At 59.7% G+C, this 25047-nt stretch carries 20 protein-coding genes and 1 pseudogene; 6 read left to right on the forward strand and 15 right to left on the reverse strand.

The window, feature by feature from the left end; genetic code table 11:
* Positions 1 to 46 precede the first annotated feature (46 nt).
* Positions 47 to 1405 carry a glutamine synthetase family protein gene (locus PMA3_RS28895; protein WP_064680331.1) on the reverse strand — a complete coding sequence of 453 codons (1359 nt, stop codon included), beginning with the start codon at positions 1403 to 1405 and terminating at the stop codon, positions 47 to 49.
* Positions 1406 to 1505: 100 nt separating this feature from the next.
* Positions 1506 to 1823, reverse strand: a pseudogene (locus PMA3_RS28900) (gamma-glutamyl-gamma-aminobutyrate hydrolase family protein); the annotation flags it as partial.
* A 278-nt stretch (positions 1824 to 2101) separates the two neighbouring features.
* Between PMA3_RS28900 and PMA3_RS28905 the strand changes: the two are divergent.
* Both PMA3_RS28905 and PMA3_RS28910 read left to right on the forward strand, forming a co-directional pair.
* Positions 2102 to 3478: a glutamine synthetase family protein gene (locus PMA3_RS28905; RefSeq protein ID WP_054616983.1), complete on the forward strand. Its 1377-nt coding sequence runs from the start codon at positions 2102 to 2104 to the stop codon at positions 3476 to 3478.
* Between the two features lie 226 nt (positions 3479 to 3704).
* Positions 3705 to 4343 carry a TetR/AcrR family transcriptional regulator gene (locus tag PMA3_RS28910; protein WP_064680333.1) on the forward strand — a complete coding sequence of 213 codons (639 nt, stop codon included), beginning with the start codon at positions 3705 to 3707 and terminating at the stop codon, positions 4341 to 4343.
* Positions 4344 to 4547: 204 nt separating this feature from the next.
* On the opposite strand, the gene PMA3_RS28915 is transcribed toward PMA3_RS28910, so the two are convergent.
* The 11 genes from PMA3_RS28915 to argE form a co-directional block, all read right to left on the reverse strand.
* A complete protein-coding gene (locus PMA3_RS28915) occupies positions 4548 to 4763 on the reverse strand; it encodes a TOBE domain-containing protein (RefSeq protein ID WP_003229256.1) in 216 nt (71 codons plus the stop codon).
* 107 nt (positions 4764 to 4870) lie between these two features.
* The gene (gene ssuB, locus PMA3_RS28920; protein WP_064680334.1) at positions 4871 to 5677 is read right to left on the reverse strand and encodes an aliphatic sulfonates ABC transporter ATP-binding protein; all 807 of its coding nucleotides are present in this window, start codon (positions 5675 to 5677) and stop codon (positions 4871 to 4873) included.
* On the reverse strand, positions 5674 to 6456 hold the full coding sequence (gene ssuC / locus PMA3_RS28925; protein ID WP_064680335.1) for an aliphatic sulfonate ABC transporter permease SsuC: 783 nt from the start codon (positions 6454 to 6456) through the stop codon (positions 5674 to 5676). The genes ssuB and ssuC overlap by 4 nt, the downstream gene beginning before the upstream one ends.
* Before the next feature lie 8 nt (positions 6457 to 6464).
* On the reverse strand, positions 6465 to 7613 hold the full coding sequence (ssuD, locus tag PMA3_RS28930; protein ID WP_064680336.1) for an FMNH2-dependent alkanesulfonate monooxygenase: 1149 nt from the start codon (positions 7611 to 7613) through the stop codon (positions 6465 to 6467).
* Between the two features lie 26 nt (positions 7614 to 7639).
* The gene (locus tag PMA3_RS28935; RefSeq protein WP_064680337.1) at positions 7640 to 8620 is read right to left on the reverse strand and encodes a sulfonate ABC transporter substrate-binding protein; all 981 of its coding nucleotides are present in this window, start codon (positions 8618 to 8620) and stop codon (positions 7640 to 7642) included.
* Between the two features lie 89 nt (positions 8621 to 8709).
* Positions 8710 to 9303: an NADPH-dependent FMN reductase gene (gene ssuE / locus PMA3_RS28940; RefSeq protein WP_064680338.1), complete on the reverse strand. Its 594-nt coding sequence runs from the start codon at positions 9301 to 9303 to the stop codon at positions 8710 to 8712.
* 349 nt (positions 9304 to 9652) lie between these two features.
* Positions 9653 to 10291 (reverse strand): peroxiredoxin, encoded by a 639-nt coding sequence (locus tag PMA3_RS28945; protein ID WP_064680339.1) that lies wholly within the window; start codon positions 10289 to 10291, stop codon positions 9653 to 9655.
* Positions 10292 to 10585: 294 nt separating this feature from the next.
* Positions 10586 to 11914: an OprD family porin gene (locus PMA3_RS28950; protein WP_064680340.1), complete on the reverse strand. Its 1329-nt coding sequence runs from the start codon at positions 11912 to 11914 to the stop codon at positions 10586 to 10588.
* A gap of 426 nt (positions 11915 to 12340) precedes the next feature.
* The gene (locus PMA3_RS28955; protein WP_064680341.1) at positions 12341 to 13669 is read right to left on the reverse strand and encodes an OprD family porin; all 1329 of its coding nucleotides are present in this window, start codon (positions 13667 to 13669) and stop codon (positions 12341 to 12343) included.
* A gap of 661 nt (positions 13670 to 14330) precedes the next feature.
* Complete coding sequence (argA, locus tag PMA3_RS28965; protein ID WP_064680343.1) at positions 14331 to 15629, reverse strand: amino-acid N-acetyltransferase; 1299 nt, start codon at positions 15627 to 15629, stop codon at positions 14331 to 14333.
* Positions 15630 to 15886: 257 nt separating this feature from the next.
* Entirely contained in the window at positions 15887 to 17047 is a 1161-nt protein-coding gene (gene argE / locus PMA3_RS28970; protein ID WP_064680344.1) for an acetylornithine deacetylase, read from the reverse strand.
* A 177-nt stretch (positions 17048 to 17224) separates the two neighbouring features.
* Here argE and PMA3_RS28975 point away from each other — a divergent pair, with 177 nt between their 5' ends.
* Positions 17225 to 18592 (forward strand): CYTH domain-containing protein, encoded by a 1368-nt coding sequence (locus PMA3_RS28975; protein ID WP_064680345.1) that lies wholly within the window; start codon positions 17225 to 17227, stop codon positions 18590 to 18592.
* 138 nt (positions 18593 to 18730) lie between these two features.
* Here PMA3_RS28975 and PMA3_RS28980 read toward each other — a convergent pair whose 3' ends face one another.
* Positions 18731 to 19195 carry an Lrp/AsnC family transcriptional regulator gene (locus PMA3_RS28980; protein WP_064680346.1) on the reverse strand — a complete coding sequence of 155 codons (465 nt, stop codon included), beginning with the start codon at positions 19193 to 19195 and terminating at the stop codon, positions 18731 to 18733.
* Positions 19196 to 19321: 126 nt separating this feature from the next.
* Here PMA3_RS28980 and PMA3_RS28985 point away from each other — a divergent pair, with 126 nt between their 5' ends.
* The 3 genes from PMA3_RS28985 to PMA3_RS28995 all read left to right on the forward strand — a co-directional run bounded on the left by PMA3_RS28985 (position 19322) and on the right by PMA3_RS28995 (position 21935).
* Positions 19322 to 19660: a hypothetical protein gene (locus PMA3_RS28985; RefSeq protein ID WP_064680347.1), complete on the forward strand. Its 339-nt coding sequence runs from the start codon at positions 19322 to 19324 to the stop codon at positions 19658 to 19660.
* Positions 19661 to 19750: 90 nt separating this feature from the next.
* Positions 19751 to 21535, forward strand: coding sequence for a type IV pilus assembly ATPase TfpB (tfpB, locus tag PMA3_RS28990; RefSeq protein WP_064680348.1), 1785 nt, complete (start codon positions 19751 to 19753; stop codon positions 21533 to 21535).
* Between the two features lie 82 nt (positions 21536 to 21617).
* Positions 21618 to 21935: a DUF2388 domain-containing protein gene (locus PMA3_RS28995; protein WP_010466645.1), complete on the forward strand. Its 318-nt coding sequence runs from the start codon at positions 21618 to 21620 to the stop codon at positions 21933 to 21935.
* A 187-nt stretch (positions 21936 to 22122) separates the two neighbouring features.
* On the opposite strand, the gene gcvP is transcribed toward PMA3_RS28995, so the two are convergent.
* On the reverse strand, positions 22123 to 24996 hold the full coding sequence (gcvP, locus tag PMA3_RS29000) for an aminomethyl-transferring glycine dehydrogenase (RefSeq protein WP_064680349.1): 2874 nt from the start codon (positions 24994 to 24996) through the stop codon (positions 22123 to 22125).
* Positions 24997 to 25047 lie beyond the last annotated feature (51 nt).

Raw genomic sequence — 25047 nt, forward strand, 5'->3', positions numbered from 1 at the left:
GATTTTATAGTGAAGGGCGCGGCAATTTCCCGCCGCGCCCGGCGCATCAGACGGCAAAGAGCAGGAATTCCCGCTCCCAGGAACTGATCACGCGCTTGAAGTTTTCATGCTCGGCCCGCTTGACCGCGACGTAGCCAGTGATGAATTTCTTGCCCAGGTATTTCTCGATGGTCGCGCTGTTTTCCATGCGCTCGAGCGCGTCTTCGATGGTCAGTGGCAGGCGCAGGTTGCGGCGTTCATAGCCGCGCCCCACCACCGGCGCACTCGGGTTCAGGCCTTCGACCATGCCGATGTAACCGCAGAGCAGGCTCGCGGCGATGGCCAGGTACGGGTTGGCGTCTGCGCCCGGCAGGCGGTTTTCCACCCGACGGTTTTGCGGCCCCGCATCCGGAACCCGCAGGCCCACGGTGCGGTTCTCTTCGCCCCACTCCACGTTCACCGGCGCCGAGGTGTCCGGCAGGAAGCGGCGGAACGAGTTGACGTTCGGGGCGAACAGCGGCAACAGCTCGGGAATCAGTTTCTGCAAGCCACCGATGTGGTTCAGGAACAGCTGGCTCATGGTCCCGTCTGCATTGGAGAAGACGTTCTTGCCGGTCTCGATGTCGATGATGCTCTGGTGCAAGTGCATCGCGCTGCCCGGCTCGCCGGTCATCGGTTTGGCCATGAAAGTGGCCGCCACGTCGTGCTTGAGTGCGGCCTCGCGCATGGTGCGCTTGAACACCAGGATCTGGTCGGCCAGGGACAGGGCATCGCCGTGACGGAAGTTGATTTCCATCTGTGCGGTGCCGTCCTCGTGGATCAGCGTGTCGAGGTCCAGCTCCTGCAGTTCGCACCAGTCGTAGACGTCTTCGAACAGCGGATCGAACTCGTTCGCCGCCTCGATGGAGAACGACTGGCGACCGGTTTCCGGGCGGCCGGAACGGCCAATCGGCGGTTGCAGCGGATAGTCCGGGTCCTCGCTGCGCTTGGTCAGGTAGAACTCCATTTCCGGCGCGACGATCGGCTGCCAACCGTGGTCGGCGTAGAGTTTCAGGACCTTCTTGAGCACGTTGCGCGGCGACAGTTCGATCGGGTTGCCTTGCTTGTCGTAGGTGTCGTGGATCACCTGGGCGGTCGGCTCGATGGCCCATGGCACCAGAAACACCGCATTCGCGTCCGGCCGACAGATCATGTCGATGTCGGCCGGATCGAGCAGTTCGTAATAGATGTCGTCTTCGACATAGTCGCCGGTCACGGTCTGCAACAGAACGCTCTCGGGCAGGCGCATGCCTTTTTCGGCAATGAACTTGTTGGTCGGCGAAATCTTGCCCCGGGTGATCCCGGTCAAGTCGGCGATCATGCATTCGACTTCTGTGATCTTGTGGTCTTTCAACCAATCGGTGAGCTGGTCGAGGTTGTGACTCATAAATGCCTCTTAGGCTGAGTTTCCTGACTCTTATAAGTCAGGCGTTGTTTGACGCATCGGCGTCGCTTGGTACAGATTGCCACTGCAAGGGCCGCGCACAAAGGCCCGCCTCGACAAAGTCGCGGGTCAACGAGAGCGTAGTTGCGCGTGCAGAATCATGAGCAGTCACCGACACATTGGCCGAGCCGCCAGCACGAAAGGGTTCTATATTAGAAAGAGAGCCGGTAAAGAGAATGTCGTCCAGGCCGTCCAGAATATCGGACGGGACCGGCAAAGCCGCCAGGGATGGAAAGCTCGCCAGCATGCCCTTGGCCGCCAAGGCTGCGGCGCGGACGTACGTGTCGCCACTGATGTGATAAGCATGCAGACCGTTCTGCCCGGAGCAGAAGGTGACGCCGATTAACGGCAGGCGAGACATGAAGCACCCCGGTATTATTGCTGTTATGGGTTTGAATCGAGCTTAGCCTTGTTCATTTTTTTACACAACACCCCCGTAAAAAATACAACACGGCCCGCTCAAGCGCGCGGATGGCAAAGTGCTCAAAGGCATAAAAACGCCCCAAATTGCCTCAAAAAAGCCCTACGAGCGCTTTTTAAGGGCAAAAAAGGCCTGACTTGACTTCGGCATGCCGTTCGGGTTGACTGGAAACCGAAGAGATCAATGATTGATATTTTTAACAACAAAGGTGTTGCATCATGTCGGTACCCCCGCGTGCCGTTCAGCTTAACGAAGCGAACGCGTTCCTTAAGGAACATCCTGAGGTTCTGTACGTTGACCTTCTGATTGCGGATATGAATGGTGTGGTGCGCGGCAAGCGCATTGAACGCACCAGTCTCCACAAGGTTTACGAGAAAGGCATCAACCTGCCGGCCTCTCTATTTGCTCTGGATATCAATGGCTCGACGGTGGAAAGCACCGGCCTGGGCCTGGACATCGGCGATGCTGACCGAATCTGCTATCCAATCCCTGACACCCTGTGCAACGAGCCTTGGCAGAAGCGCCCTACCGCGCAACTGCTGATGACCATGCACGAACTCGAAGGTGAACCTTTCTTCGCGGATCCCCGTGAAGTCCTGCGCCAAGTTGTTACCAAGTTCGACGAGATGGGCCTGACCATCTGCGCCGCGTTCGAACTGGAGTTCTACCTGATCGACCAGGAAAACGTGAACGGCCGTCCACAGCCGCCGCGCTCGCCGATCTCCGGCAAACGCCCGCACTCGACTCAGGTGTACCTGATCGACGACCTCGACGAATACGTCGACTGCCTCCAGGACATCCTGGAAGGTGCGAAGGAGCAAGGCATCCCGGCCGACGCCATCGTCAAGGAAAGTGCCCCGGCGCAGTTCGAAGTGAACCTGCACCACGTGGCCGACCCGATCAAGGCCTGCGACTACGCGGTTTTGCTCAAGCGTCTGATCAAGAACATCGCCTACGACCATGAGATGGACACCACCTTCATGGCCAAGCCTTATCCGGGCCAGGCGGGCAACGGTCTGCACGTCCACATCTCGATTCTCGACAGAGACGGCAAGAATATTTTTGCCAGCGAGGATCCCGAGCAGAACGCCGCACTGCGTCACGCGATCGGCGGTGTGCTCGAGACCCTACCGGCGCAGATGGCTTTTCTCTGCCCGAACGTCAACTCCTACCGTCGTTTCGGCGCACAGTTCTACGTGCCGAACTCGCCGTGCTGGGGCCTGGACAACCGCACCGTGGCGATCCGCGTCCCGACCGGCTCCTCCGATGCCGTGCGCATCGAACACCGTGTGGCCGGCGCCGATGCCAACCCTTACCTCCTGATGGCTTCGGTCCTGGCGGGCGTGCATCACGGCCTGACCAACAAGATCGAGCCGGGCGCACCGGTCGAAGGCAACAGCTACGAGCAGAACGAGCAAAGCCTGCCGAACAACCTGCGCGATGCACTGCGCGAGCTGGACGACAGCGAAGTCATGGCCAAGTACATCGATCCGAAATACATCGATATCTTTGTCGCCTGCAAGGAGAGCGAGCTGGAGGAGTTTGAACACTCCATCTCCGACCTTGAGTACAACTGGTACCTGCATACCGTGTAAGCGGTTGCAGTAAAAAACAACGCCGTTAGCTAATAAAGCTAACGGCGTTTTTTTATGGCCGCCTTTGGCGGATCGCGAGCAAGCTCGCACACAGTTAATCTCCAGCGAAGATGGTATTTGTGTACGACGCAAATCCCCTGTGGGAGCGAGCTTGCTCACGATGGCGTCCGGGCAGACAACACACAACCCTGCTCGTACAATGCCCCCTGCCCCGCAGGAGACTTCAATGACCCGACTCGCCACCCCACGCAAACCCCGCGCCCGCAGCCAGGCCCGGATCGATTCGATACTCGATGCCGCCCGCACGCTGCTGGCTGCCGAGGGCGTGGCCAGTCTGTCGATCTACAGCGTCGCGGAGCGCGCGGAGATCCCGCCCTCCTCCGTCTACCACTTCTTCGCCAGCGTCCCGGCCCTGCTTGAAGCCCTGACCGCCGATGTCCACGCCGCCTTCCGCGCGTGCCTGCAAGCGCCCATCGACCATGAAGCCCTCAATGGCTGGCGCGACCTGTCACGGCTGGTGGAACAGCGCATGCTCGAGATCTACAGCGAAGACGCCGCAGCCCGGCAACTGATCCTCGCCCAGCACGGCCTGACCGAAGTGACCCAGGCCGACCGCCAGCACGACATCGAGCTCGGAGACCTGATGCACAAGTTGTTCGATCATCATTTTGAACTGCCGAGGCTGCCGAACGATGTCGATGTGTTTGCGTTGGCCATGGAGCTTGGGGATCGGGTCTATGCGCGCTCGGTGCAGCAGCATGGGCAGATCACGCCACGCATGGCGGAGGAAGGGATGCGGGTGTTTGATGCGTACCTGGGGCTGTATTTGCCGCCGTATTTGCCTAAGCGCGCTATTCCTGCCTGAGATCTTCGTCGGCTTCACCGGCCTCTTCGCGAGCAAGCTCGCTCCCACAGGGATTTTTGTCGTACACAAAAGCTGTGTTCGCCGAAGATCCAATGTGGGAGCGAGCTTGCTCGCGAATGCCGCACCGCCGAACCGACTGATTCACACGCACAAAAAAACCCCGAAGGGCTCACACCCCCCGGGGTTGTGCGCAATGCACGCGCCTTACAACTTGGCGATCGACACCTCGGTGGATTTCACAAAGGCGATCACTTCGCTGCCGACCACCAGCTCCAGCTCTTTAACCGAGCGCGTGGTGATCACCGAAGTCACGATCCCGGAAGCGGTCTGCACGTCGATTTCCGAAAGAACATCACCCAATACGATTTCCTTGATCGAGCCCTTGAACTGGTTGCGAACGTTGATGGCTTTGATAGTCATATGATTTCTCCTGAGGTCGAAATGAGCTGCAAGGGGCAAGCTACAAGTTCCAAGTAAAAGCGCTCTGCCTCTTCTTGCCGCTTGAAGCTTGCAACTTGCCGCTGCTCTTATTGCGCCCAACGCAATTGCGTGGGCAATGGTGAAACGGGTTCCGGCTCCGGCGGCTGGCCGGGCAGCGCCAGCACGCGGTTGAGTACTTCGGTTTCCAGTGCCGCCAGCCGATGGGAGCCGCGAGCCCGAGGTCGTGGCAATTCAACATGCAGATCGAGACCGACTTCACCGTCTTCGATCAGAATCACCCGATCGGCAATTGCCACCGCTTCACTGACGTCGTGGGTGACCAGCAACACGGTAAAGCCGTGCTTCTGCCAGAGGCGTTCGATCAGCTGCTGCATTTCAATGCGGGTCAGGGCATCCAGGGCGCCCAGGGGCTCGTCCAGCAACAGCAAGCGCGGTCGGTGGATCAGCGCGCGGGCCAGGGCCACACGTTGCTTCTGCCCCCCGGACAAGGCCGCCGGCCACTCGTTGGCGCGATCCGCCAGGCCCACCGCTTCCAGTGCTTCCAGCGCTTGCGGCCGCCAGTTGCCCTTGAGCCCCAGACCGACGTTGTCGATCACCTTCTTCCAGGGCAACAGGCGCGCTTCCTGAAACATCAGCCGGGTGTCTTCCCGCGCCTCACTCAGCGGTGCGGAACCGGCCAGCAATTCACCGCCCGTGGGTTTGTCGAGACCGGCCAGCAAGCGCAGCAAGGTACTTTTGCCGCAGCCGCTGCGACCGACGACAGCGACGAATTGACCCGCCGGAATGTGCAGATCGATCTCGCGCAACACTTGCCGCGAACCAAAGGTTTTTTGCAGCTTGCGCACCGCCAGCGCAATACCGCGCAGCAGGCGTGGAGGTTGTTGAGCGGTCATGCGGCACCTCCCTTGGAAACCTGATAGGCCGGATGCCAGCGCAACCACACACGTTCAAGCCCTCGGGCCGCGAGGTCGGCGAGTTTGCCGAGCACTGCGTACAGCAGAATCGCCAGCACCACCACGTCGGTCTGCAGGAACTCCCGGGCATTCATCGCCAGGTAGCCGATGCCGGAACTGGCGGAAATGGTTTCCGCGACGATCAGGGTCAGCCACATGAAACCCAGGGCGAAGCGCACACCGACCAGAATCGAAGGCAATGCACCTGGCAGGATCACCTGACGGAACAGGCTGAAACCGGACAAGCCATAACTGCGGGACATTTCCACCAGCGCCGGGTCGACGTTGCGGATGCCGTGATAGGTGTTGAGGTAGATCGGGAACAACGTGCCCAGTGCGACCAGGAAAATCTTCGCCGACTCGTCGATGCCGAACCACAGGATCACCAGCGGAATCAACGCCAGGTGCGGAACGTTGCGGATCATCTGCACCGAGCTGTCAAGCAGGCGCTCACCCCATTTCGACAGACCGGTGATGAAACCCAACGTCAGCCCGATACCGCCGCCAATGGCGAAACCCAGTGCCGCACGCCAGCCACTGATGGCCAGGTGAGTCCAGATTTCACCGCTACTCACCAGGCTCACGCCGGCTTCGATGACGGCAATGGGCGCGGGCAGGATTCGCGTCGACAACCAGCCCGCCGACACCGACAACTGCCAAACCGCCAGCAGCAATATCGGCAGCGCCCAGGGCGCGAGGCTGTGGATAAGTTTCTTCATGGTGCGCCTCAGCTCTGAGACGCGGCTTTGGGGAGAATGTCATTGGCGACCATCTCACCGAACGGGCTGACGTAACCGGCGCTTTTCGGTAACTCCGGCCGTTCGATGTCCAGGTGCGGGAACAGCAGTTCGGCGACGCGGTAGGATTCTTCCAGGTGTGGATAACCGGAGAAGATGAAGGTGTCGATGCCCAGGTCCGCGTATTCCTTCACGCGAGCAGCCACGGTCGGACCGTCGCCCACCAGCGCCGTACCGGCACCGCCGCGCACCAGGCCGACACCGGCCCACAGGTTGGGGCTGACTTCCAGGTTGTCGCGACTGCCGCCATGCAGCGCCGCCATGCGTTGCTGGCCGACCGAATCGAAGCGTGCCAGCGATGTCTGGGCACGGGCGATGGTTTCGTCGTCCAGGTGCGAGATCAAGCGATCAGCCGCCTGCCACGCTTCGGCATTGGTTTCGCGCACGATCACATGCAAGCGAATGCCGAAGCGCACGGTACGTCCGAGCTTCGCGGCCTTGGCACGTACTTGTTCGATCTTCTCGGCCACGGCTGCAGGAGGTTCGCCCCAGGTCAGGACCATTTCGACCTGCTCTGCCGCGAGGTCTTGCGCCGCTTCCGAAGAACCGCCGAAGTACAGCGGCGGACGCGGTTGCTGGATCGGCGGATAGAGCAGCTTGGCGCCCTTGACGCTGATGTGCTGACCGTCGTAATCGACGGTTTCGCCTTCCAGCACGCGACGCCAGATGCGGGTGAATTCCACCGAAGCCTGGTAGCGCTCTTCGTGGGTCAGGAACAGACCGTCGCCCGCCAATTCTTCCGGATCACCGCCGGTGACCAGGTTGAACAGTGCTCGACCGCCGGACAGGCGATCCAGGGTCGCAGCCTGCCGTGCCGCCACCGTTGGGGAAATGATCCCGGGGCGCAGGGCGACGAGGAATTTCAAGCGCTGGGTCACCGGAATCAGCGAAGCCGCCACCAGCCACGAGTCTTCGCAGGAGCGCCCGGTAGGGATCAGCACCCCGCCAAAGCCCAGACGATCCGCCGCTTGCGCGACTTGTTGCAGGTAACCGTGGTCGACGGCGCGAGCGCCTTCGGCGGTGCCAAGGTAATGGCCGTCGCCATGGGTAGGCAGGAACCAGAAAATATTGAGGCTCATGGAGTGGTCTCCTTCAGGAAATCGAATTACTGCGTTTTGGCAACGGCCGCCGGTGGCGTCCAGATCACGTCTTTGATGCTCAGCGGCTTGGGAATCAGCTTGAGCTGATGGAAGCTGTCGGCGATTTTCTGTTGGGCGGCGACCACTTCCGGGGTCAGGAACAGCGCGCCGTAACCCTGGCGTTTCACCGAGGTCAGGGTGATGTCCTCCGGCAGGCCGAGCAGTGGCGAGACCTGTTTGGTCACCTCGACAGGGTTGGCCTTGGACCATTCACCGACCGCGCGCACTTCTTCCACCAGGGTCTTGATCACCTCGGGATTTTTCTGCGCGTAGGGTTTGGTTGCCAGGTAGAACTGATGGTTGTCGACGATGCCCTGGCCATCACGCAAGGTGCGGGCCTGCAGTTGTTGTTCGGCGGCCGCCTGGTACGGGTCCCAGATCACCCAGGCATCGACGCTGCCACGTTCGAACGCGGCGCGGGCATCGGCCGGCGGCAGGAACACGGTCTGGATGTCGGTGTATTTGAGGCCGGCGTCTTCCAGCGCACGGACCAGCAGGTAGTGCACGTTGGAGCCTTTGTTGAGGACGACTTTCTTGCCCTTGAGCTCCTGCACCGATTTGATCGGCGAGTCCTTCGGCACCAGGATCGCTTCGCTGTGAGGCGCCGGTGGTTCATAGGCGACGTAGAGCAGATCGGCACCGGCCGCCTGGGCAAATACCGGCGGTGTTTCGCCGGTGACGCCAAAGTCGATGGAGCCGACGTTCAGGCCTTCGAGCAGCTGCGGGCCGCCGGGGAATTCAGTCCATTGCACGTCCACGCCTTGGGCGGCGAGGCGTTTTTCCAGGGTACCTTTGGCTTTGAGCAGCACCAGGGTGCCGTACTTCTGATAACCGATCCGTAGAACGCCTTCATGGGTAGAAAGCGCCTGGGCTTGAGTAATGACGCCGAAGGACACAGCCGCAGCAAACAGAGCGACCAGACCACGACGCAAAATGACAGTGCGCATAGCGCTCTCCTTTTTGCAGTTGGGTTTTGGCTGCACCTGCTTGCCCGTTAGCGGGCCAGTAAGGTGAGTACTTCAAATTCGGGCGAGACTTAAATGCTCCAGCGAGCACTCAGCAAACGTTCATTCAACAGGTTCGGGTCGATCGGCTTTGGCCGGCGGGCCATGGCGCTGAAAAACAGCTCCAGCGACTCGCTCAATCGTTGTTCCAGCTCCGGCGCCAATTGCGCCTGGGCGCTGCCTTCGCCATAAGCGATCTGGCTGTCGACGGCGAAGATCCCATGGAGCATTTCCTGGGCCTTCAATGCCGACAATACCGGCTTGAGCGCGTAATCCACCGCCAGCATGTGGGCGATGCTGCCACCGGTGGCCATTGGCAGAACCACCTTATGGGCCAGGGCCCGCTCGGGCAGCAGGTCCAGCACGGTTTTCAATGCGCCGGAGAACGACGCCTTGTACACCGGGGTAGCGATCAACAGCCCATCAGCATTTTCGATCTGTTGCAGCAGGTCGATCACCTTCGGGCTGTCGAACCGTGCGTGCAGCAAGTCTTCGGCCGGGAAGTCCCGTACCTGGTAACTCACCACCTCCACACCTTGCTCCTGCAACCAGCGTTGAGCGCGTTCCAGCAGCACCCCGGAACGGGAGCGTTGGCTGGGACTGCCACCGAGTGAGACAACCAGCATTCAGGCGATTCCTTGGACGGTGTTGGCGATTCGCGGATTGCGGTCTCGCTTTGATGGAGAGACATTAACAGGTGATTTATATATCTATAAATCATATTTATTCATTTGGTTATTCGTTAAAGATCTATAAACAATATTTTTTCCCAGACAAAAAAAGGCCGTCGAAACGGCCTGAAATCCCCTGCATTGTGGATTGCGGTTAAAACTGAATCCATTAGTGCCTGACCCGCCGCCTTCGCGAGCAAGCCCGCTCCCACATTTGACCGAGTTACTCGATAATTACGCGATCAATTGTGGGAGGGGGCTTGCTCGCGAAAGCTTTGTCAGCCACACCGTGAATTCCGATGACTCACTTGTTCGGCTGCGGCGTCAGGCGCAGGTACGGCTTCACCGCGCGATAACCTTGAGGAAAGCGCGTCCTGATCTCATCTTCATCCTTGAGCGACGGCACGATCACCACTTCATCACCGTCCTGCCAGTTGGCCGGTGTCGCCACCTTGTAGTTATCCGTGAGTTGCAACGAATCGATAACCCGCAGGATTTCATTGAAGTTGCGACCGGTGCTCGCTGGATAAGTGATAGTCAGCCGGACCTTTTTGTTCGGGTCGATCACGAACAGCGAACGTACGGTCAAGGTGTCATTGGCGTTGGGGTGGATCAGGTCATAGAGATCCGACACCTTGCGATCGGCATCGGCCAGGATCGGGAAATTGACGATCGTGTTCTGGGTTTCGTTGATGTCTTCGATCCACCGGTGGTGTGAATCCACCGGGTCCACGGACAACGCGATGGCCTTGACCCCACGCTGGGCGAACTCGTCTTTCAACCTGGCCGTGAAGCCGAGCTCCGTGGTGCACACTGGCGTGAAGTCCGCCGGATGGGAAAACAGCACACCCCAGCTATCGCCCAGCCACTCGTGGAAACGGAGGGTGCCGACGCTGGAATCCTGTTCGAAATCGGGGGCGATATCGCCCAGTCTGAGGCTCATGGTGCTGCTCCTGATGAGTGCTGGTTGAGCCCAACTGTGCCTGCATTCCTTATCTATTAAAAAGAATAAATATCGATTTGTTTAGACCATAAGTGAATATTAAAATTCTGTTCACTGGACTTGATCCAGCCTCGGGACGACTATCCGCGCCAAGGTTCGAGAAGGCCTTGAGTTGCTGCAAAAAAGAGGGATTTCGAGGAGGGTTCACGGGGGTGAACCTGACTCGAAAACATAAAAGCCCCACCGGACGTGATGTCGGGCGGGGCTTTTTTTACTTCAGTTACGCGAGCGCTATTACAACAGCGGGATCGAGTAGCTGACGATCAGACGGTTTTCATCCTGGTCGCGTTGACCCGGGATGTTGGTGCGCCATGTAGCGTTTTTCCACATCAGGCCAACGTTTTTCAACGGGCCTTCCGGTACGACATAACCAACAGTCAGATCGCGTTCCCATTCGGAGCTGTCAGTGCTCGCCGGGGAACGGGTATCGATGTCGTCGCCATGCAAGTAAACCACACCGGCGGTCAAGCCAGGCACGCCAACCTTGGCGAAGTCATACGAGTAGCGTGCCTGCCAGGTACGTTCGCCGGCACGGGCGAACTTGGCGATCTGGCTGTCGGTAGTCAGGTAAGCCGACGAGCCGTCACCCTGGTTCAGCCAAGGGAAGTCGCTGCTGCCGTTGCTGACCTGATAGCCGCCGCCAAAGGTGTGGCCGGCAACGGTATACAGGAACAGGCCGCTATACAGGTTGTTGTCGACCTTACCTTTACCGTTGGCGGTGCTGTTGTAGTTACCGTTGCTGTAATAGGTCGCAGTGTTGCCATTCAGACCGTCATCGGAGCTGTTGAAATAACGCAGGTCAGACTTCAACACGCCCGGACCGATCGACCAGTTGTGCACCAGACCCAGGAAGTGTTGCTTGTAGAAGTCTTCCAGATTGCCGTAGTAGTACTGGGCAGTCAGGTCTTTGGTGATCTTGTAGTCGCCACCGGCGTAGATGAACTTGTTGCTGTTGGCGGTACGCGCGGAAGCGCCCCCGATAGACAGTTGTTCATTGCTGCTGGAGTTACGGCCTTTGACGTGCTCGATTTGACCGCCGATCAGTGTCAGATCTTTGATTTCGCCCGAGGTGATCTGCCCACCCTGGAAGGTTTGCGGCAACAGACGACCGTCGTTGGTCACGATCACCGGCAGTTTTGGCTGCAAGGTGCCCAATTTCAGTTCGGTTTGGGAAATCTTGGCTTTGGCCGTCAGGCCCAGGCTGGAAAAGTTATCCACCGCTTCGCCGTTGGATTCGCTCGGGAAAACTGTGCCCCCGTAGGCCGCGCCGTTGGCTGCACCGTTAGTGCCGCCGCCCGAGTCCAGACGCACGCCCAACAGGCCGATGGCGTCGACGCCGAAGCCTACGGCGCCTTGGGTATAACCGGAGATGAATCGCAGATCGAAGCCTTGGCCCCATTCTTCGTTTCTGCTTGGATTGGCAGCACCGCTGCGGTTATCCGTGTTGATGTAGAAGTTGCGCAGCCCCAATGTTGCCTTGCTGTCTTCGATGAAACCGGCGGCGCCTGCCTGCTGCGCCAAAACCCCTGCGGCCACAGCCAGGGCCAACGTGGACTTGTTCATGTTTCGCTCCTCTGATTTCTAATTTTTTATGCTCCTGGTCCTGGTTCTAATGCCCGGATCCTGGAGGCGCGATCAGCGCCGTACTGCGGTTTACCTACCGCGATTTGCGGCCGGCATGATAAAGACAAAAAAAATTATTTCATTCTTTTTCATTCCATTTAGGAATATAGCTTCGCAGTCTTCGACCGGGCCGTGATACGAGGTATCAGCCAGTAAGCCCCTTTGCCGGGCAAATGAAATCGGGTCGTTGCTGCTGTCTGAGGCGGGTGTTTGTTGCGCCTGATGAGTGCCTGATGGATGCACTGTAATGGGCGGAAACAAAAACTAAAAAGAATAAAAAATTAGCATCTATGACATTTTTGGAATAACAAAAAAAAGCCAAAAAAAAGCCTCGCCCCAGCAGGGCAAGGCTTTTCGGCAAATCAGTTACATGAAGCTGTAGGTGTAGTTGAAGATCAGACGGGTCTGGTCCTGGTCGGCGATACCGGTGTCGCTGCCACGGTAGGTGCCATGACGCAACGTCGTGCCGAAACCTTTAAGAGCCCCCTGCTGGATGACATAGTCCACCCGCAAGTCGCGCTCCCATTCCGACTGATCGCCGCTGGTGCCGTTGGCGGCTTTGATGTTATCGCCGTGCAGGTAGGCAACCGAGGTTTTCAGCCCAGGAACCCCCAGAGAAGCGAAGTCGAGGGTGTACTGGCCAAAGGTGGTGTTTTCACCGGCCCGGACGAACCCGTTGATCATCGAATCGGTGAACAGATAGAAGCTCGCGCCGCCGGCCCCTTCGTTGCGGCCATTGCCATCGACCACGTTGCCCTGGTTCAGATAAACGAAGCCGCCGTCATCATTGACGCGCTGATGCCCGACCAGGAAGGCGTTAGGACCCAGGGTATAGGTGAATATGGCGCTCCAGGTCTTGTTATCGACCTCGCCCGGGGTCTTGGCGAAACCGCCATTGTTATTGAACCGGTAACCTGCATCGCCATTCTTGCCGTCGGCGCTGCTGTCGAAGTAGCGCAGGTCTGTCTTGAAGGACTGGTTGGCGCTGATCGGCAGTACGTGTACCAGGCCGAGGAAGTGCTGCTTGTAATAGTCTTCCAGGTTCGCATGGTAGTACTGCAGGGTGAGGTCCTTGGTGACCTTCCAGTCCGCACCGGCATAACGGAATTGGTTGCTTTCCTCGGTACCGCCAGCCACTGCCAGACCGGTGGTGTTGGACGAGGCGCGGCCTGCCGCATGCTCGAGCTGGCCGACGTTGAAGGTCACGTTGTCGATTTCCTTCGAGGTGATGGTGCCACCTTCAAAGGTCTGGGGCAGCAGACGGCTGTCGTTCGCTACCAGGATCGGCATGTTGGGTTGCAGGGCGCCACCATAGTGGGCCTCGGTCTTCGAGAAGCGCGCCTTGACGTTACCGGCCACGCGACTGTACGTGTCCGATGCCGAACCGTCGGTGTCGCTCGGGAAAAACGAGTTGTTATCCGGGTGATGACCACGGCCACCTTCGAGGTGGATACCGAGGAGCGCCTGGGCATCAAAACCAAAACCGACAGGGCCTTGGGTGAAGCCGGACAGGTAATCGAACTTCAGGCCTTCAGCGGTCTCACGCTGATCCGCGCCGCCATCGCGATTATCGTTGTTGTAGTACATGGTGCGGGAACTGACGGAAGCCTTGCTGTCTTCGATGAAACCGGCGGCGCCTGCCTGCTGCGCCAAAACCCCTACGGCCACGGCCAGGGCCAAGGTGGACTTGTTCATTGTGTCACTCCTCTCATTTCTAATTCTTGTATTCCTGGCCCTGGGTCGTTTGCCCAGAATCCTAAGATGCGCGATTAGCGCCAGACCGTGCCCCACAAGTCAATCGTAACTATGTGTGTCTACGACCATAGTCTAATGCCCGGTTATTTGGTCCTTGCAGAGTCATGCAATCGTCACAAACCTGAAAAGAATTGCAGAGCTCTTTTTTTATACCTTTCAGGAATACAGCTTAACCCCCGAAATAGAGCGTCCGCCCCATGACCAGATGCCTGAAAGGTATTTTTTTGCTGGTTTTTTGATCGATTTTGCGTTGACGCACTTCGGAAACATTTTCATCCCGAAAGGCCACGTCGTGACAACCAAACGCGCACTATCCGGTCCATTTATTACAGTTTTCGTATCGCTCGCGGTTTTTCTGATTGCCCATGTAACGAACCTCGCCATCGGCTAATACCAGGCAAGATCGAGACGGTGCTACCGGATTGTTCGCCGTATACCAGAGCGGATTTGTTCAGGAACGACGCCCCCCTGTAGGAGCGAGCTTGCTCGCGAAGAACCTGAGAACACCGCGGGGTGTCAGACATCCAGCGTTATCGTCGACGTCCATCGCGAGCGAGCTCGCTCCTACAGGGGGGGCGGCGTCGAAGACGGGGCGGGCCCGTCAAAGGGCTTTTTCGAAGATCTTCGAGTTACGTTGATAGTTGTACAACGATGCCCGGGCCGACGGCAGACGCTCGACACTGCTCGGCACAAAACCCCGCTCGCGAAACCAGTGAGCAGTGCGGGTCGTCAGTACGAACAAGGTCTTGAGCCCCTGCGCCCGAGCGCGGACTTCGATCCGTTCCAGCAACTCATCGCCGCGCCCGCCATGGCGGTACTCCGGGTTCACCGCCAGACAAGCCAACTCCCCGGCATCCGAATCGGCAATCTGATACAGCGCAGCACAGGCGATGATCATGCCTTCGCGCTCGACCACGCTGAACTGCTCGATTTCACGCTCCAGTACCTCGCGGGAGCGGCGCACCAGAATCCCCTGCTCTTCCAGCGGGCTGATCAGATCCAGCAAACCACCGACGTCTTCGATGGCCGCTTCGCGCACCACTTCGAATTGCTCCTGAGCCACCAGCGTACCGCCACCGTCGCGAGTGAAGAGTTCGGTGAGCAACGCACCGTCTTCGACATAGCTGACGATATGGCTGCGGGCGACGCCACCGCGACAGGCCTCGGCGGCCGCATCCAGCAGTTCGCCCTGATAGTTGTTGCCCAACCGCTGCAAATGCGCCGGCACCTGTTGTGGACGCAACTCGCGAACCAAGCGACCGTTTTCATCGATCAAGCCCAGGTCGGCACCGAACAGCAGCAGCTTGTCTGCACCCAAGTCGATGGCCGCTCGGGTGGCGACGTCTTCGCAGGCAAGGTTGAAAATCTCACCGGTCGGCGAGTAGCCCAACGGCGACAGCAGCACGATGGAGCGCTCGTCCAGCAGGCGATTGATACCCTTGCGATCGACCCGACGTACCTCACCGGTGTGATGATAGTCGACGCCTTCCAGCACGCCGATCGGCCGCGCCGTCACCAGGTTGCCGCTGGCCACCCGCAGGCGCGAGCCCTGCATCGGCGACGAAGCCATGTCCATGGACAACCGCGCTTCGATGGCGATGCGCAACTGGCCGACCGCATCGATCACGCATTCCAGGGTCGCGGCATCGGTGATGCGCATGCCGTGGTGGTAATGCGGGGTCAGGCCGCGGGTGGCCAGGCGAGCTTCGATTTGCGGACGGGAACCATGAACCAGCACCAGCCGCACGCCAAGGCTGTGCAACAGCACCAGGTCGTGGACGATATTGCCGAAGTTGGGGTGTTCCACACCGTCGCCGGGGAGCATGACGACAAAGGTGCAATCGCGGTGGGCGTTGATGTAGGGCGAAGCGTGACGAAGCCAATTGACGTATTCGGGCATGAACCTGGGCCTGTAATAAATAGCAGCCAAAAAATGGGCGAAACTGAAAAACGCACAGCGGGCTGGTGGTTATCGTCGGGACAGGGTTGGCGACACGCGCGCTCTCCTCATGAATACGGGTTGGAACCCTGGCAATTTAACCGCCCCCTGTAGGAGCGAGCTTGCTCGCGAAGGACGTTAACGATGACGGGGGCTGCCTGAATGTATGCGGTGCTCTCACGTCCATCGTCGGAACGCCGCCCGGAGCAAGCTCGCTCCTACAAAGGGTTTTTGGCCGGCATCAGACAGTAATGTTCAATCAGTTGACGTAATAGATGCACCGTAGGCTGCAAACGTGACATTTCCAGGTACTCCCCCGGTTGGTGGGCGCAGGCAATATCGCCGGGGCCAAGCACCAGCGTTTCGCAGCCAAGACGCTGAAGATAAGGCGCTTCGGTGCCGAATGCCACTGCTTCGGCGCGATGACCGGTGAGCTTTTCCGCGACCCGGACCAATTCCGCATCCTCGGCCTGCTCGAAGGCCGGCACTTCTGGAAACAACGGTGCGTAATCGATCTTCACCTGATGCCGCTCGGCGATGGGCCTGAGCTTTTGCAGAATCTCCGCACGCAGGACCTTGGGGTCCATGCCCGGCAACGGCCGCAGATCGAACTCCAGCGAGCACTGGCCGCAAATGCGGTTGGGGTTGTCGCCGCCGTGGATACAGCCGAAGTTCATGGTCGGCTGCGGCACACTGAACTGCGGGTTACGGTATTCGCGCTGCCATAACAGACGCAGCCCGCGCAGTTCGCCGATGGCATCGTGCATGGCTTCGAGAGCGCTGTGGCCCAGGCTTGGGTCCGAAGAGTGACCGCTCTGGCCGAGGATATCGATGCGCTCCATCATGATGCCTTTATGCATGCGGATCGGCTTCAGCCCGGTCGGCTCGCCGATCACTGCGGCACGGCCCAGGGGTCGCCCGGCTTCGGCCAGGGCTCGCGCCCCGGACATCGAGCTTTCTTCATCGCAGGTGGCGAGAATCAGCAGCGGCTGTTTGAACGGTTGCTCGAGCAGCGGAATGACCGCCTCGATGACCAGGGCGAAAAAGCCCTTCATGTCGCAACTGCCCAGGCCGACCCAGCGGCCGTCGACTTCGGTCAGTTTGAGCGGATCGGTCTGCCACAACGCGGCGTCGTACGGCACGGTGTCACTGTGACCGGCGAGGACCAGTCCACCTGGGCCGGAACCGACACTGGCCAGCAGATTGAATTTGCCGGGGCTGACCTGCTGGATATCACAGGCAAAACCCAGATCGCCCAGCCACGTCGCCAGCAAGTCGATCACCGCACGGTTGCTTTGATCGAGGCTGGCCTGGGTACAGCTGACGGACGGTGCAGCGATCAGCGCAGCGAACTGATCTTTCATGGACGGCAAAGGCATCGCTGACTCCAACTCCCGGATTGAAGTCCATCATAGAACCATCTGGCGACAGGAATAAACCGTCGCGGCTCGTCACCAAGCGCCAACAGACCCTATCTTCAATCAGTCCTGTACACTGCACGACCTTGGCAGCCACACATTCCCCCGGCTGCGCTCCCGATCCTGGATTTTCCGGCCATGCAGAAAGAAACCGAAATCAAACTCCGCGTCAGCCGCGAAACCCTCGCCGCGCTGCGCGAGCACCCGCTCCTGAAAAAACGCAACAAAAGTGGCTGGGAACGCCGTGAATTGATGAACCAGTACTTCGACACGCCTGAGCGCGACCTGGCCCGCGCCAAGGTTGCCCTGCGCCTGCGCCGCGATGGCGAAGAAGTGATTCAGACCCTCAAGACCCGCGGCCAGAGCATTGCCGGGCTGTCCGAGCGTAATGAATACGACTGGAACCTGCCCAAAGCCAAGCTCGACGTGAAGAAACTCGACGGCGAATGCTGGCCTGAAGAGTTGGCCACGCTTGACAAGAAAACCCTGAAGCCGATCTTCACCACCGACTTCGTTCGCGAACGCGCTGAAATCGCCTGGGGCCGCGGCAAGACCAAAGTGGTCATCGAAGCCGCGCTGGACCTGGGCCACGTCATCGTCGGCAAGCAGAAAGAAGAAATCTGCGAGCTGGAGCTGGAGCTGCGCGAAGGCGAGCCGTCCGCACTGCTGGAACTGGCCGCCGAACTGGCCGCGACCCTGCCCCTGATGCCATGTGACATCAGCAAGGCCGAGCGCGGTTATCGCCTGTACGACGCCCACAGCTACTCGTTGAGCCTCCCGGCCCCACAGATCAGCGCCGAAACCCCGCTGGACGACGCGTTTGCCGCGCTGGGCTGGCACTTGCTCGGCAGCAGCCAGCGCCTGGCCGAGCAGTATCGCTTCAATGGCCACTGGCGCTTGTTGCAGGACTGGGTCGAGAACCTCGCGGAACTGCGCGCGCTGCTCAGCAGCCTGGGTCAAGCCGCGCCGCGTCAGTCGACGCACGACCTGCGGATCGCCCTGGATGCATTGCTCGAAGACTGGCGCCCATTGGTGCAAGCCGGTCTGGACGACGAAGACGTGCGCAAGGCAGCGCCGGAGCAGTTTCTCGAAGAACTGGAAGACCCGCGTTGGGGCCTGTTCTCCCTGAACACCTCGCGCTGGTTGCTGGCCCGCACCTGGGCTGCCGATCGCAACGTGCGTGGCAATCGCCAGGGCGCCGCACAGTTGGGTAGCTGGTTGCCGCGTCTGTTGGGCGAAGAAGCCACCTCCTTGCAATTGCAGCGTTATCAGCAGCAGCCAGAAGATCTGGCCGAACAACTGCCGCGCATCGAGCGCATCCAGGCCTGGCTGCACCATGCCCGTCAAGTGCTGGACATCCCGGAAATGGATCGCCTGTATGGCGAGCTGAAGCAACTTGCCCTGTTGGCTAACGAGCCGATCACCGATGAATCGCTGGATGCGCGCAAGCAGCAGGCGATTGCGGTGTATCAGAATCGTGCCTGGAAGATGTTGCTGCGCCTGTAAGATCGCCTTCGCTGCGGTGCGGCGATCCGACAAGCCAGCTCCCACAGGTTTTTGTGTTGAAATACTATATGCATTCCAACACTGAACCTGTGGGAGCTGGCTTGCCAGCGATGAGGCCAGCACAGCCACCCCAAAAACTCAGACCGGCAAACTGGTCGTCGACTTGATCTCCGACAGCGCCACAATCGAATTGACCTCCTGAATCCCCGGTACCATCGACAGCTTCTCGAAAAAGAAGCGCTCATACGCCTCGATGTCCGCCGTGACGATCCGCAGCATGAAATCCACCGACCCCATCAGCACATAACACTCCAGCACTTCGGGAAAACCACGAATCGCCTCGGTGAACCCGGTGAAGTTCGAACGCCCGTGGGCGTTGAGTTTGATTTCGGCAAAGATCTGCGTATTGAGACCGATCTTCTTGCGATCGAGCAAGGTGACCTGGCCGCGAATGATCCCCTCCTCCTTCATCCGCTGAATCCGTCGCCAGCACGGCGACTGCGACAGTCCCACCTGTTCGGCGATCTGCGCGCTGGACAGTGAAGCGTCCTCTTGCAGCAACGCGAGAATCTTGCGGTCGTAACTGTCCAACTGGCTGTGCATAGATAAACCCGAAATTGATATTTCAACGAATTGATTGATTCGGCAAATCAACAATAGGCCCAATCATAGATAAGAAATACCCGACAACGAATGTAAAAATTCCTCCAGTGATTTTGGAGTCCGACCATGCCGCATCTGGAAGCTGTATCTACCCCGCCCACCCGTGCCGATGTCTGGAACGTCAGCAACGCTCTGTGCCGCGTGCACTACCAACTGCAGGCCGAAGCCGAGCCGGACCTGCTGTGCAGGGCGCTCAACCTGTTCGCCTTGCAGTGCCTGACACCGCAGCAGGTCAACGTGCAGCGCCGTGACGACCTACTGTCGATCGCCATCGTCATCGACGGTCTGAGCTGGCACCGCGCCCAGGTGATCGCGGAAAAACTGCGTAACCTGATCAGCGTCTGCTCGGTGGATCTGCAAGCGGCTGATTCTGCCTGGATCGCAGCAGCTCAGGCGGCGGGCTGAAAAAACCTGACACGGCTTCGTCGAGTAGTGGCCCAACGGTTTGCGGCTCCGCGACTATCCTTTGCGAACTGTTGTTCACGAGGAGCCCGCATGTCCGTTCAACTTGCCATTCAGGACCGCTGGCTGGATCTCAATGAGTTACTGCGTGAGTTGGTTGCCCAAGGCTTTATCAGCCAGGATTCGGCCGAGCACGCGCTCAATGCCCGACGCCGTCACGCCGCCAACGGCCAGATACACCCGTTGGAGTTCATTGCCAGCCAGCATCTGGATGACCTCAGCCGTCCCGGCAAACACCTGGATCTGGAAAGCCTGACCCTGTGGCTGTCGCAGCAGGCCGGCCAGCCATACTTGCGGATCGATCCGCTGAAAATCAACGTCGCGGCCGTTACCCCGCTGATGTCCTATGCCTTCGCCCAGCGCCACAAGATTCTCGCCGTCTCCGTCGACCGGGAAGCGGTGACCGTGGCCAGCGCCCAGCCTTACGTCAACGGCTGGGAAGCGGACCTGACCCACGTATTGAAACTGCCCATCAAGCGTGTGGTCGCCAACCCGGTGGACATCCAGCGCTTCAGCGTGGAGTTCTTCCGCCTGGCCAAATCGGTCAGCGGCGCGACCAATGCCGACCAGCAAACCAATAACCTGGGCAACTTCGAACAGTTGCTCAACCTCGGCGCCAGCGACCAGGAGCCGGACGCCAACGATGCGCACATCGTCAACATCGTCGACTGGCTGTTCCAGTACGCGTTCCAGCAGCGGGCCAGCGATATCCACATCGAACCCCGCCGCGAGCAAGGCACCGTGCGCTTTCGCATCGACGGCGTGCTGCACAACGTTTATCAATTCCCGCCACAGGTGACCATGGCCATCGTCAGCCGCCTGAAGAGCCTGGGGCGAATGAACGTCGCGGAAAAACGCAAGCCTCAGGACGGTCGGGTGAAAACCAAGACCCCGGGTGGCGGCGAAGTCGAGCTGCGGCTGTCGACATTGCCGACCGCGTTTGGCGAAAAAATGGTCATGCGGATCTTCGACCCGGAAGTATTGCTCAAGAATTTCGATCAGCTTGGGTTTTCAGTTGAAGACCTGCGCCGCTGGCAGGACATGACGAGCCAGCCCAACGGCATCATTCTGGTGACCGGGCCGACCGGTTCGGGCAAAACCACCACGCTCTACACCACCCTCAAGAAACTGGCGACGCCTGAGGTCAACCTCTGCACCATCGAAGACCCGATCGAAATGGTCGAGCCGGCCTTCAACCAGATGCAGGTTCAGCACAACATCGACCTGACGTTCGCCGCCGGTGTGCGCGCGCTGATGCGCCAGGATCCGGACATCATCATGATCGGCGAGATCCGTGACCTGGAAACCGCGGAAATGGCGATCCAGGCGGCCCTCACCGGTCACCTGGTGCTCTCGACGTTGCACACCAACGACGCGCCCAGCGCCATCAGCCGCCTGCTGGAACTCGGCGTGCCTCATTACCTGATCAAGGCCACCGTGCTCGGCGTCATGGCCCAGCGGCTGGTCCGGACCTTGTGCCCGCATTGCAAGGCCCCACTGACCTTGAGTGAAGAAGACTGGCAAACCCTGACCAGACCCTGGCAAGCGCCATTGCCCGGCAACGCCCAACGCGCCATCGGCTGCCTGGAATGCCGCGACACCGGTTATCGCGGGCGTGCCGGGGTGTACGAAATCATGCAGCTGACTGACGGGGTCAAAGCGCTGATCAACCCCGACACCGATCTGACGGCGGTGCGGCGCCAGGCCTTCAAGGAAGGCATGCGCAGTTTGCGCCTGTCGGGTGCGCAGAAAGTAGCGGCTGGGCTGACGACGATCGAAGAAGTGCTGCGGGTGACGCCGCAGAGTGAACAGAAATAACCGGGAGGAAAAAGGGCGTCATGGAACTCGACAGGGTATTTGGCAATCAAATCCGCCAGTTAACCCAGTGGAGTCACCCAATATGCGTCTCAAACTTGCTGTCGCTACCATCGCCTTGCTGTCCCTTCCTGTAGGTTCGGCGATGGCCGATAGCTTTTGGCGTAACGTCATCTCTTCCGGTGCGACCACCGGCTCGACTTACCTGACTTTCAAGGATCACAAGTTGATCGTTGCCGCCCAGGACGATGCCGGCAGCTTCGTTGCCAGTGACGGCGGCATCCGCGGCCCGTATCTGGAAGCGGCGATGCAGAAAGTCCGCGCCGACAACCCGGGCCTGCAGGCCACGGACATGGAATTGGCCAATGCGATCCTGGCGAAGAATGCTGTCGCGTCGGAATAAGCCTTACGGCTGAACAAAAATGCCGCTCCCATGAGCGGCATTTTTTTGCCCAACACAAAACCCCCTGTAGGAGCGAGCTTGCTCCCGATGGACTTAAGAGCACCGCGTTTAGCCAGTAATCCCGCGTTATCGTTAACGACCATCGCGAGCAAGCTCGCTCCTACAGGGGTGCGTTCATGTGTGTGCTTCAGCGGTATTCGTCCACCGGCACACACGCACAATACAGATTGCGATCGCCATAGACGTTGTCCACCCGATTCACCACCGGCCAATACTTGTGCGCCTTGGTGTGCGCATCCGGCGTCACCGCCTGCTCGATGCTGTAAGGCCGCTCCCAGACCCCGGTGATGTCAGCCAAGGTATGCGGCGAGCGTTTCAGCGGGTTGTCTTCGGCCGACCAGTTGCCGTTCTGCACCTCGGTGATTTCCGCACGGATGCTCAGCATCGCTGCGATAAAACGGTCCAGCTCGGCCTTCGATTCACTTTCGGTCGGTTCGACCATCAATGTCCCCGGCACCGGAAAAGACATGGTCGGCGCGTGGAAGCCGTAATCCATCAGGCGCTTGGCCACGTCCTCTTCACTGATGCCGGTCAACACTTTGAGCGGCCGCAGGTCGAGGATGCATTCGTGGGCCACCCGTTCGTTGCGCCCGGTATAGAGCACCGGAAATGCGCCGGACAAATGCTGAGCGAGGTAATTCGCGGCGAGGATCGCCACTTCGCTGGCATCCGCCAGTTGCGGGCCCATCATGGCGATGTACATCCAGCTGATCGGCAAAATGCTCGCGCTGCCCCAGGGCGCTGCGCTGACGGCGCCGTTCTCCGGCAGCGGTCCTTCGATCGGTATCACCGGATGATTGGCCACGAATGGCGCCAGATGAGCGCGCACGCCAATCGGCCCCATGCCCGGCCCGCCGCCGCCGTGAGGAATGCAGAAGGTCTTGTGCAGGTTCATGTGGGACACATCGGCACCGATGTCCGCCGGCCGCGCGAGCCCGACCTGTGCATTGAGGTTGGCACCATCCATGTACACCTGGCCGCCGTGGCTGTGGATAACTTCACAGATTTCGCTGATGCCTTCCTCGTACACACCATGGGTCGAAGGATAAGTCGCCATCAGGCAGGCGAGTTTGTCCGAGGCCGCGGCCGCTTTTGCTTTGAGGTCATCGAGATCGACATTACCCGCCTCGTCGCATTCGACGATCACCACCCGCATGCCGGCCATTTGCGCCGACGCCGGGTTGGTACCGTGGGCCGAGGACGGGATCAGGCAGATATCCCGCGTGCCTTGGTCGCGGCTCTCGTGATACTTGCGGATCGCCAGCAACCCGGCGTACTCGCCCTGGGCGCCGGAGTTGGGTTGCATGCAGATCGCATCGAAACCGGTAATCGCACAGAGCCAGCGTTCCAGCTCCTCGATCATCAGCGAATAACCCACCGCCTGTTCTTTCGGCACAAAGGGGTGCAAGTTGGCGAATTGCGGCCAGGTGATGGGGATCATCTCGCTGGTGGCATTGAGTTTCATGGTGCAGGAGCCGAGCGGGATCATCGATTGATTGAGCGCCAGGTCTTTGTTTTCCAGCTGTTTGAGGTAACGCAGCATCTCTGTTTCGCTGTGGTGTGCCTTGAACACCGGGTGACGCAAATAAGGCGAAGTTCGCAGCAGCCCGTCAGGAATGCCGCCAGCCAGGGTTTCAGCGTCCAGTTCGTCGACCTTGAGCCCATGATCGGCGCCGAGGAATACATCGAACAACTTCGCCACGGTGCTTTCGTCAGAGGTTTCGTCGAGGCTCAGACCCAACTGCCCACGCCCGAGGATGCGCAAGTTGATCTGTACTGCCTGGGCGCTTTCGATGATTGCCGTCTGGGTGCCGCCGACCTCCAGGGTCAGCGTGTCGAAAAAATGCTGGTTGAGCCGGGTGATGCCATGTCGCGCAAGGCCCTCGGCGAGAATGCAGGTCAGCCGATGAACCCGCTGCGCAATCCGCTTAAGACCTTCCGGACCGTGGTAGACCGCGTAGAAACTGGCGATGTTGGCCAGCAGCACCTGGGCGGTGCAGATGTTCGAGTTGGCCTTCTCCCGGCGGATGTGTTGCTCGCGGGTTTGCAGGGCCATGCGCAAAGCGACGTTGCCGCGAGCATCTTTCGACACGCCGATGATCCGCCCGGGAATCGCCCGCTTGTACTCCTCGCGACTGGCAAAAAACGCCGCGTGGGGCCCGCCATAGCCCATGGGCACGCCGAAGCGCTGGGATGAACCGAACACCACGTCGGCGCCCAATTCCCCCGGCGGGGTCAGCAACAGCAGGCTCAGCAGATCGGTGGCGACACAGGCCAGGGCCTGTTGGGCATGCAGGTGATCGATCAAGGGTCGCAGATCGCGGATCTCGCCATGGGTATCGGGGTATTGCAGCAGCGCGCCGAACACCTGGTGCTGTTTCAGATTATCCACAGCGTCGATGATCAGCTCGAAACCGAAGCCTTCGGCACGGGTCTGCACCACGGAAATCGTCTGCGGATGACAGTTTTCGTCAACGAAGAACAGATTGCTCCGTGACTTGGCGACACGCTTGGCCAGTGCCATGGCTTCCGCCGCTGCGGTGGCTTCATCCAGCAGCGAGGCGTTGGCCAGTTCCAGGCCCGTGAGGTCGATGGTCAATTGCTGGAAATTCAGCAGCGCTTCGAGCCGCCCTTGGGCGATCTCCGGTTGATAGGGCGTGTAGGCGGTGTACCAGCCGGGATTTTCCAGCACGTTGCGCACAATGACAGGCGGCGTGAGGGTGCCGTGGTAGCCCATGCCGATCAGGCTGGTCCAGACCTGGTTCTGCTCGGCGTAACTCCGAAGCTTGGCCAGCGCCGCTTCTTCGTCAAGCGCTGGGGGCAGGTCCAGCACCCGGTTCAGGCGGATTCCCGGCGGCACCGTCTGCTCGATCAACTCGACCCGGCTGCCGAGGCCGAGGCTGTCGAGCATGGCCTGCTGCTCGGCGGCATCGGGGCCGAGGTGGCGGCGAAGAAAGGCATTGGGGTCGCGTAACTGGCTCAAGGACGGCAATTGGGACATGACGGGCTCTCTCTTGACTGGCGCTCAACGTCGATGCAACACGGTCAAACC

This window comes from Pseudomonas silesiensis (genome assembly GCF_001661075.1).
Lineage (GTDB): Bacteria > Pseudomonadota > Gammaproteobacteria > Pseudomonadales > Pseudomonadaceae > Aquipseudomonas > Aquipseudomonas silesiensis.

What these genes read in the sequence shown, in the direction of transcription:
- PMA3_RS28935 (WP_064680337.1), bottom strand. Translation starts at nt 8,620, where the DNA reads ATGCGCACTGTCATTTTGCGTCGTGGTCTGGTCGCTCTGTTTGCTGCG.
- PMA3_RS28980 (WP_064680346.1), bottom strand. Translation starts at nt 19,195, where the DNA reads ATGCACAGCCAGTTGGACAGTTACGACCGCAAGATTCTCGCGTTGCTG.
- ssuE (WP_064680338.1), bottom strand. Translation starts at nt 9,303, where the DNA reads ATGCTGGTTGTCTCACTCGGTGGCAGTCCCAGCCAACGCTCCCGTTCC.
- PMA3_RS28955 (WP_064680341.1), bottom strand. Translation starts at nt 13,669, where the DNA reads ATGAACAAGTCCACCTTGGCCCTGGCCGTGGCCGTAGGGGTTTTGGCG.
- ssuB (WP_064680334.1), bottom strand. Translation starts at nt 5,677, where the DNA reads ATGACCGCTCAACAACCTCCACGCCTGCTGCGCGGTATTGCGCTGGCG.
- PMA3_RS28995 (WP_010466645.1), top strand. Translation starts at nt 21,618, where the DNA reads ATGCGTCTCAAACTTGCTGTCGCTACCATCGCCTTGCTGTCCCTTCCT.
- ssuD (WP_064680336.1), bottom strand. Translation starts at nt 7,613, where the DNA reads ATGAGCCTCAATATTTTCTGGTTCCTGCCTACCCATGGCGACGGCCAT.
- argA (WP_064680343.1), bottom strand. Translation starts at nt 15,629, where the DNA reads ATGCCCGAATACGTCAATTGGCTTCGTCACGCTTCGCCCTACATCAAC.
- PMA3_RS28895 (WP_064680331.1), bottom strand. Translation starts at nt 1,405, where the DNA reads ATGAGTCACAACCTCGACCAGCTCACCGATTGGTTGAAAGACCACAAG.
- PMA3_RS28910 (WP_064680333.1), top strand. Translation starts at nt 3,705, where the DNA reads ATGACCCGACTCGCCACCCCACGCAAACCCCGCGCCCGCAGCCAGGCC.
- PMA3_RS28915 (WP_003229256.1), bottom strand. Translation starts at nt 4,763, where the DNA reads ATGACTATCAAAGCCATCAACGTTCGCAACCAGTTCAAGGGCTCGATC.
- PMA3_RS28975 (WP_064680345.1), top strand. Translation starts at nt 17,225, where the DNA reads ATGCAGAAAGAAACCGAAATCAAACTCCGCGTCAGCCGCGAAACCCTC.
- ssuC (WP_064680335.1), bottom strand. Translation starts at nt 6,456, where the DNA reads ATGAAGAAACTTATCCACAGCCTCGCGCCCTGGGCGCTGCCGATATTG.
- PMA3_RS28950 (WP_064680340.1), bottom strand. Translation starts at nt 11,914, where the DNA reads ATGAACAAGTCCACGTTGGCCCTGGCTGTGGCCGCAGGGGTTTTGGCG.
- gcvP (WP_064680349.1), bottom strand. Translation starts at nt 24,996, where the DNA reads ATGTCCCAATTGCCGTCCTTGAGCCAGTTACGCGACCCCAATGCCTTT.
- argE (WP_064680344.1), bottom strand. Translation starts at nt 17,047, where the DNA reads ATGCCTTTGCCGTCCATGAAAGATCAGTTCGCTGCGCTGATCGCTGCA.
- PMA3_RS28945 (WP_064680339.1), bottom strand. Translation starts at nt 10,291, where the DNA reads ATGAGCCTCAGACTGGGCGATATCGCCCCCGATTTCGAACAGGATTCC.
- PMA3_RS28905 (WP_054616983.1), top strand. Translation starts at nt 2,102, where the DNA reads ATGTCGGTACCCCCGCGTGCCGTTCAGCTTAACGAAGCGAACGCGTTC.
- tfpB (WP_064680348.1), top strand. Translation starts at nt 19,751, where the DNA reads ATGTCCGTTCAACTTGCCATTCAGGACCGCTGGCTGGATCTCAATGAG.
- PMA3_RS28985 (WP_064680347.1), top strand. Translation starts at nt 19,322, where the DNA reads ATGCCGCATCTGGAAGCTGTATCTACCCCGCCCACCCGTGCCGATGTC.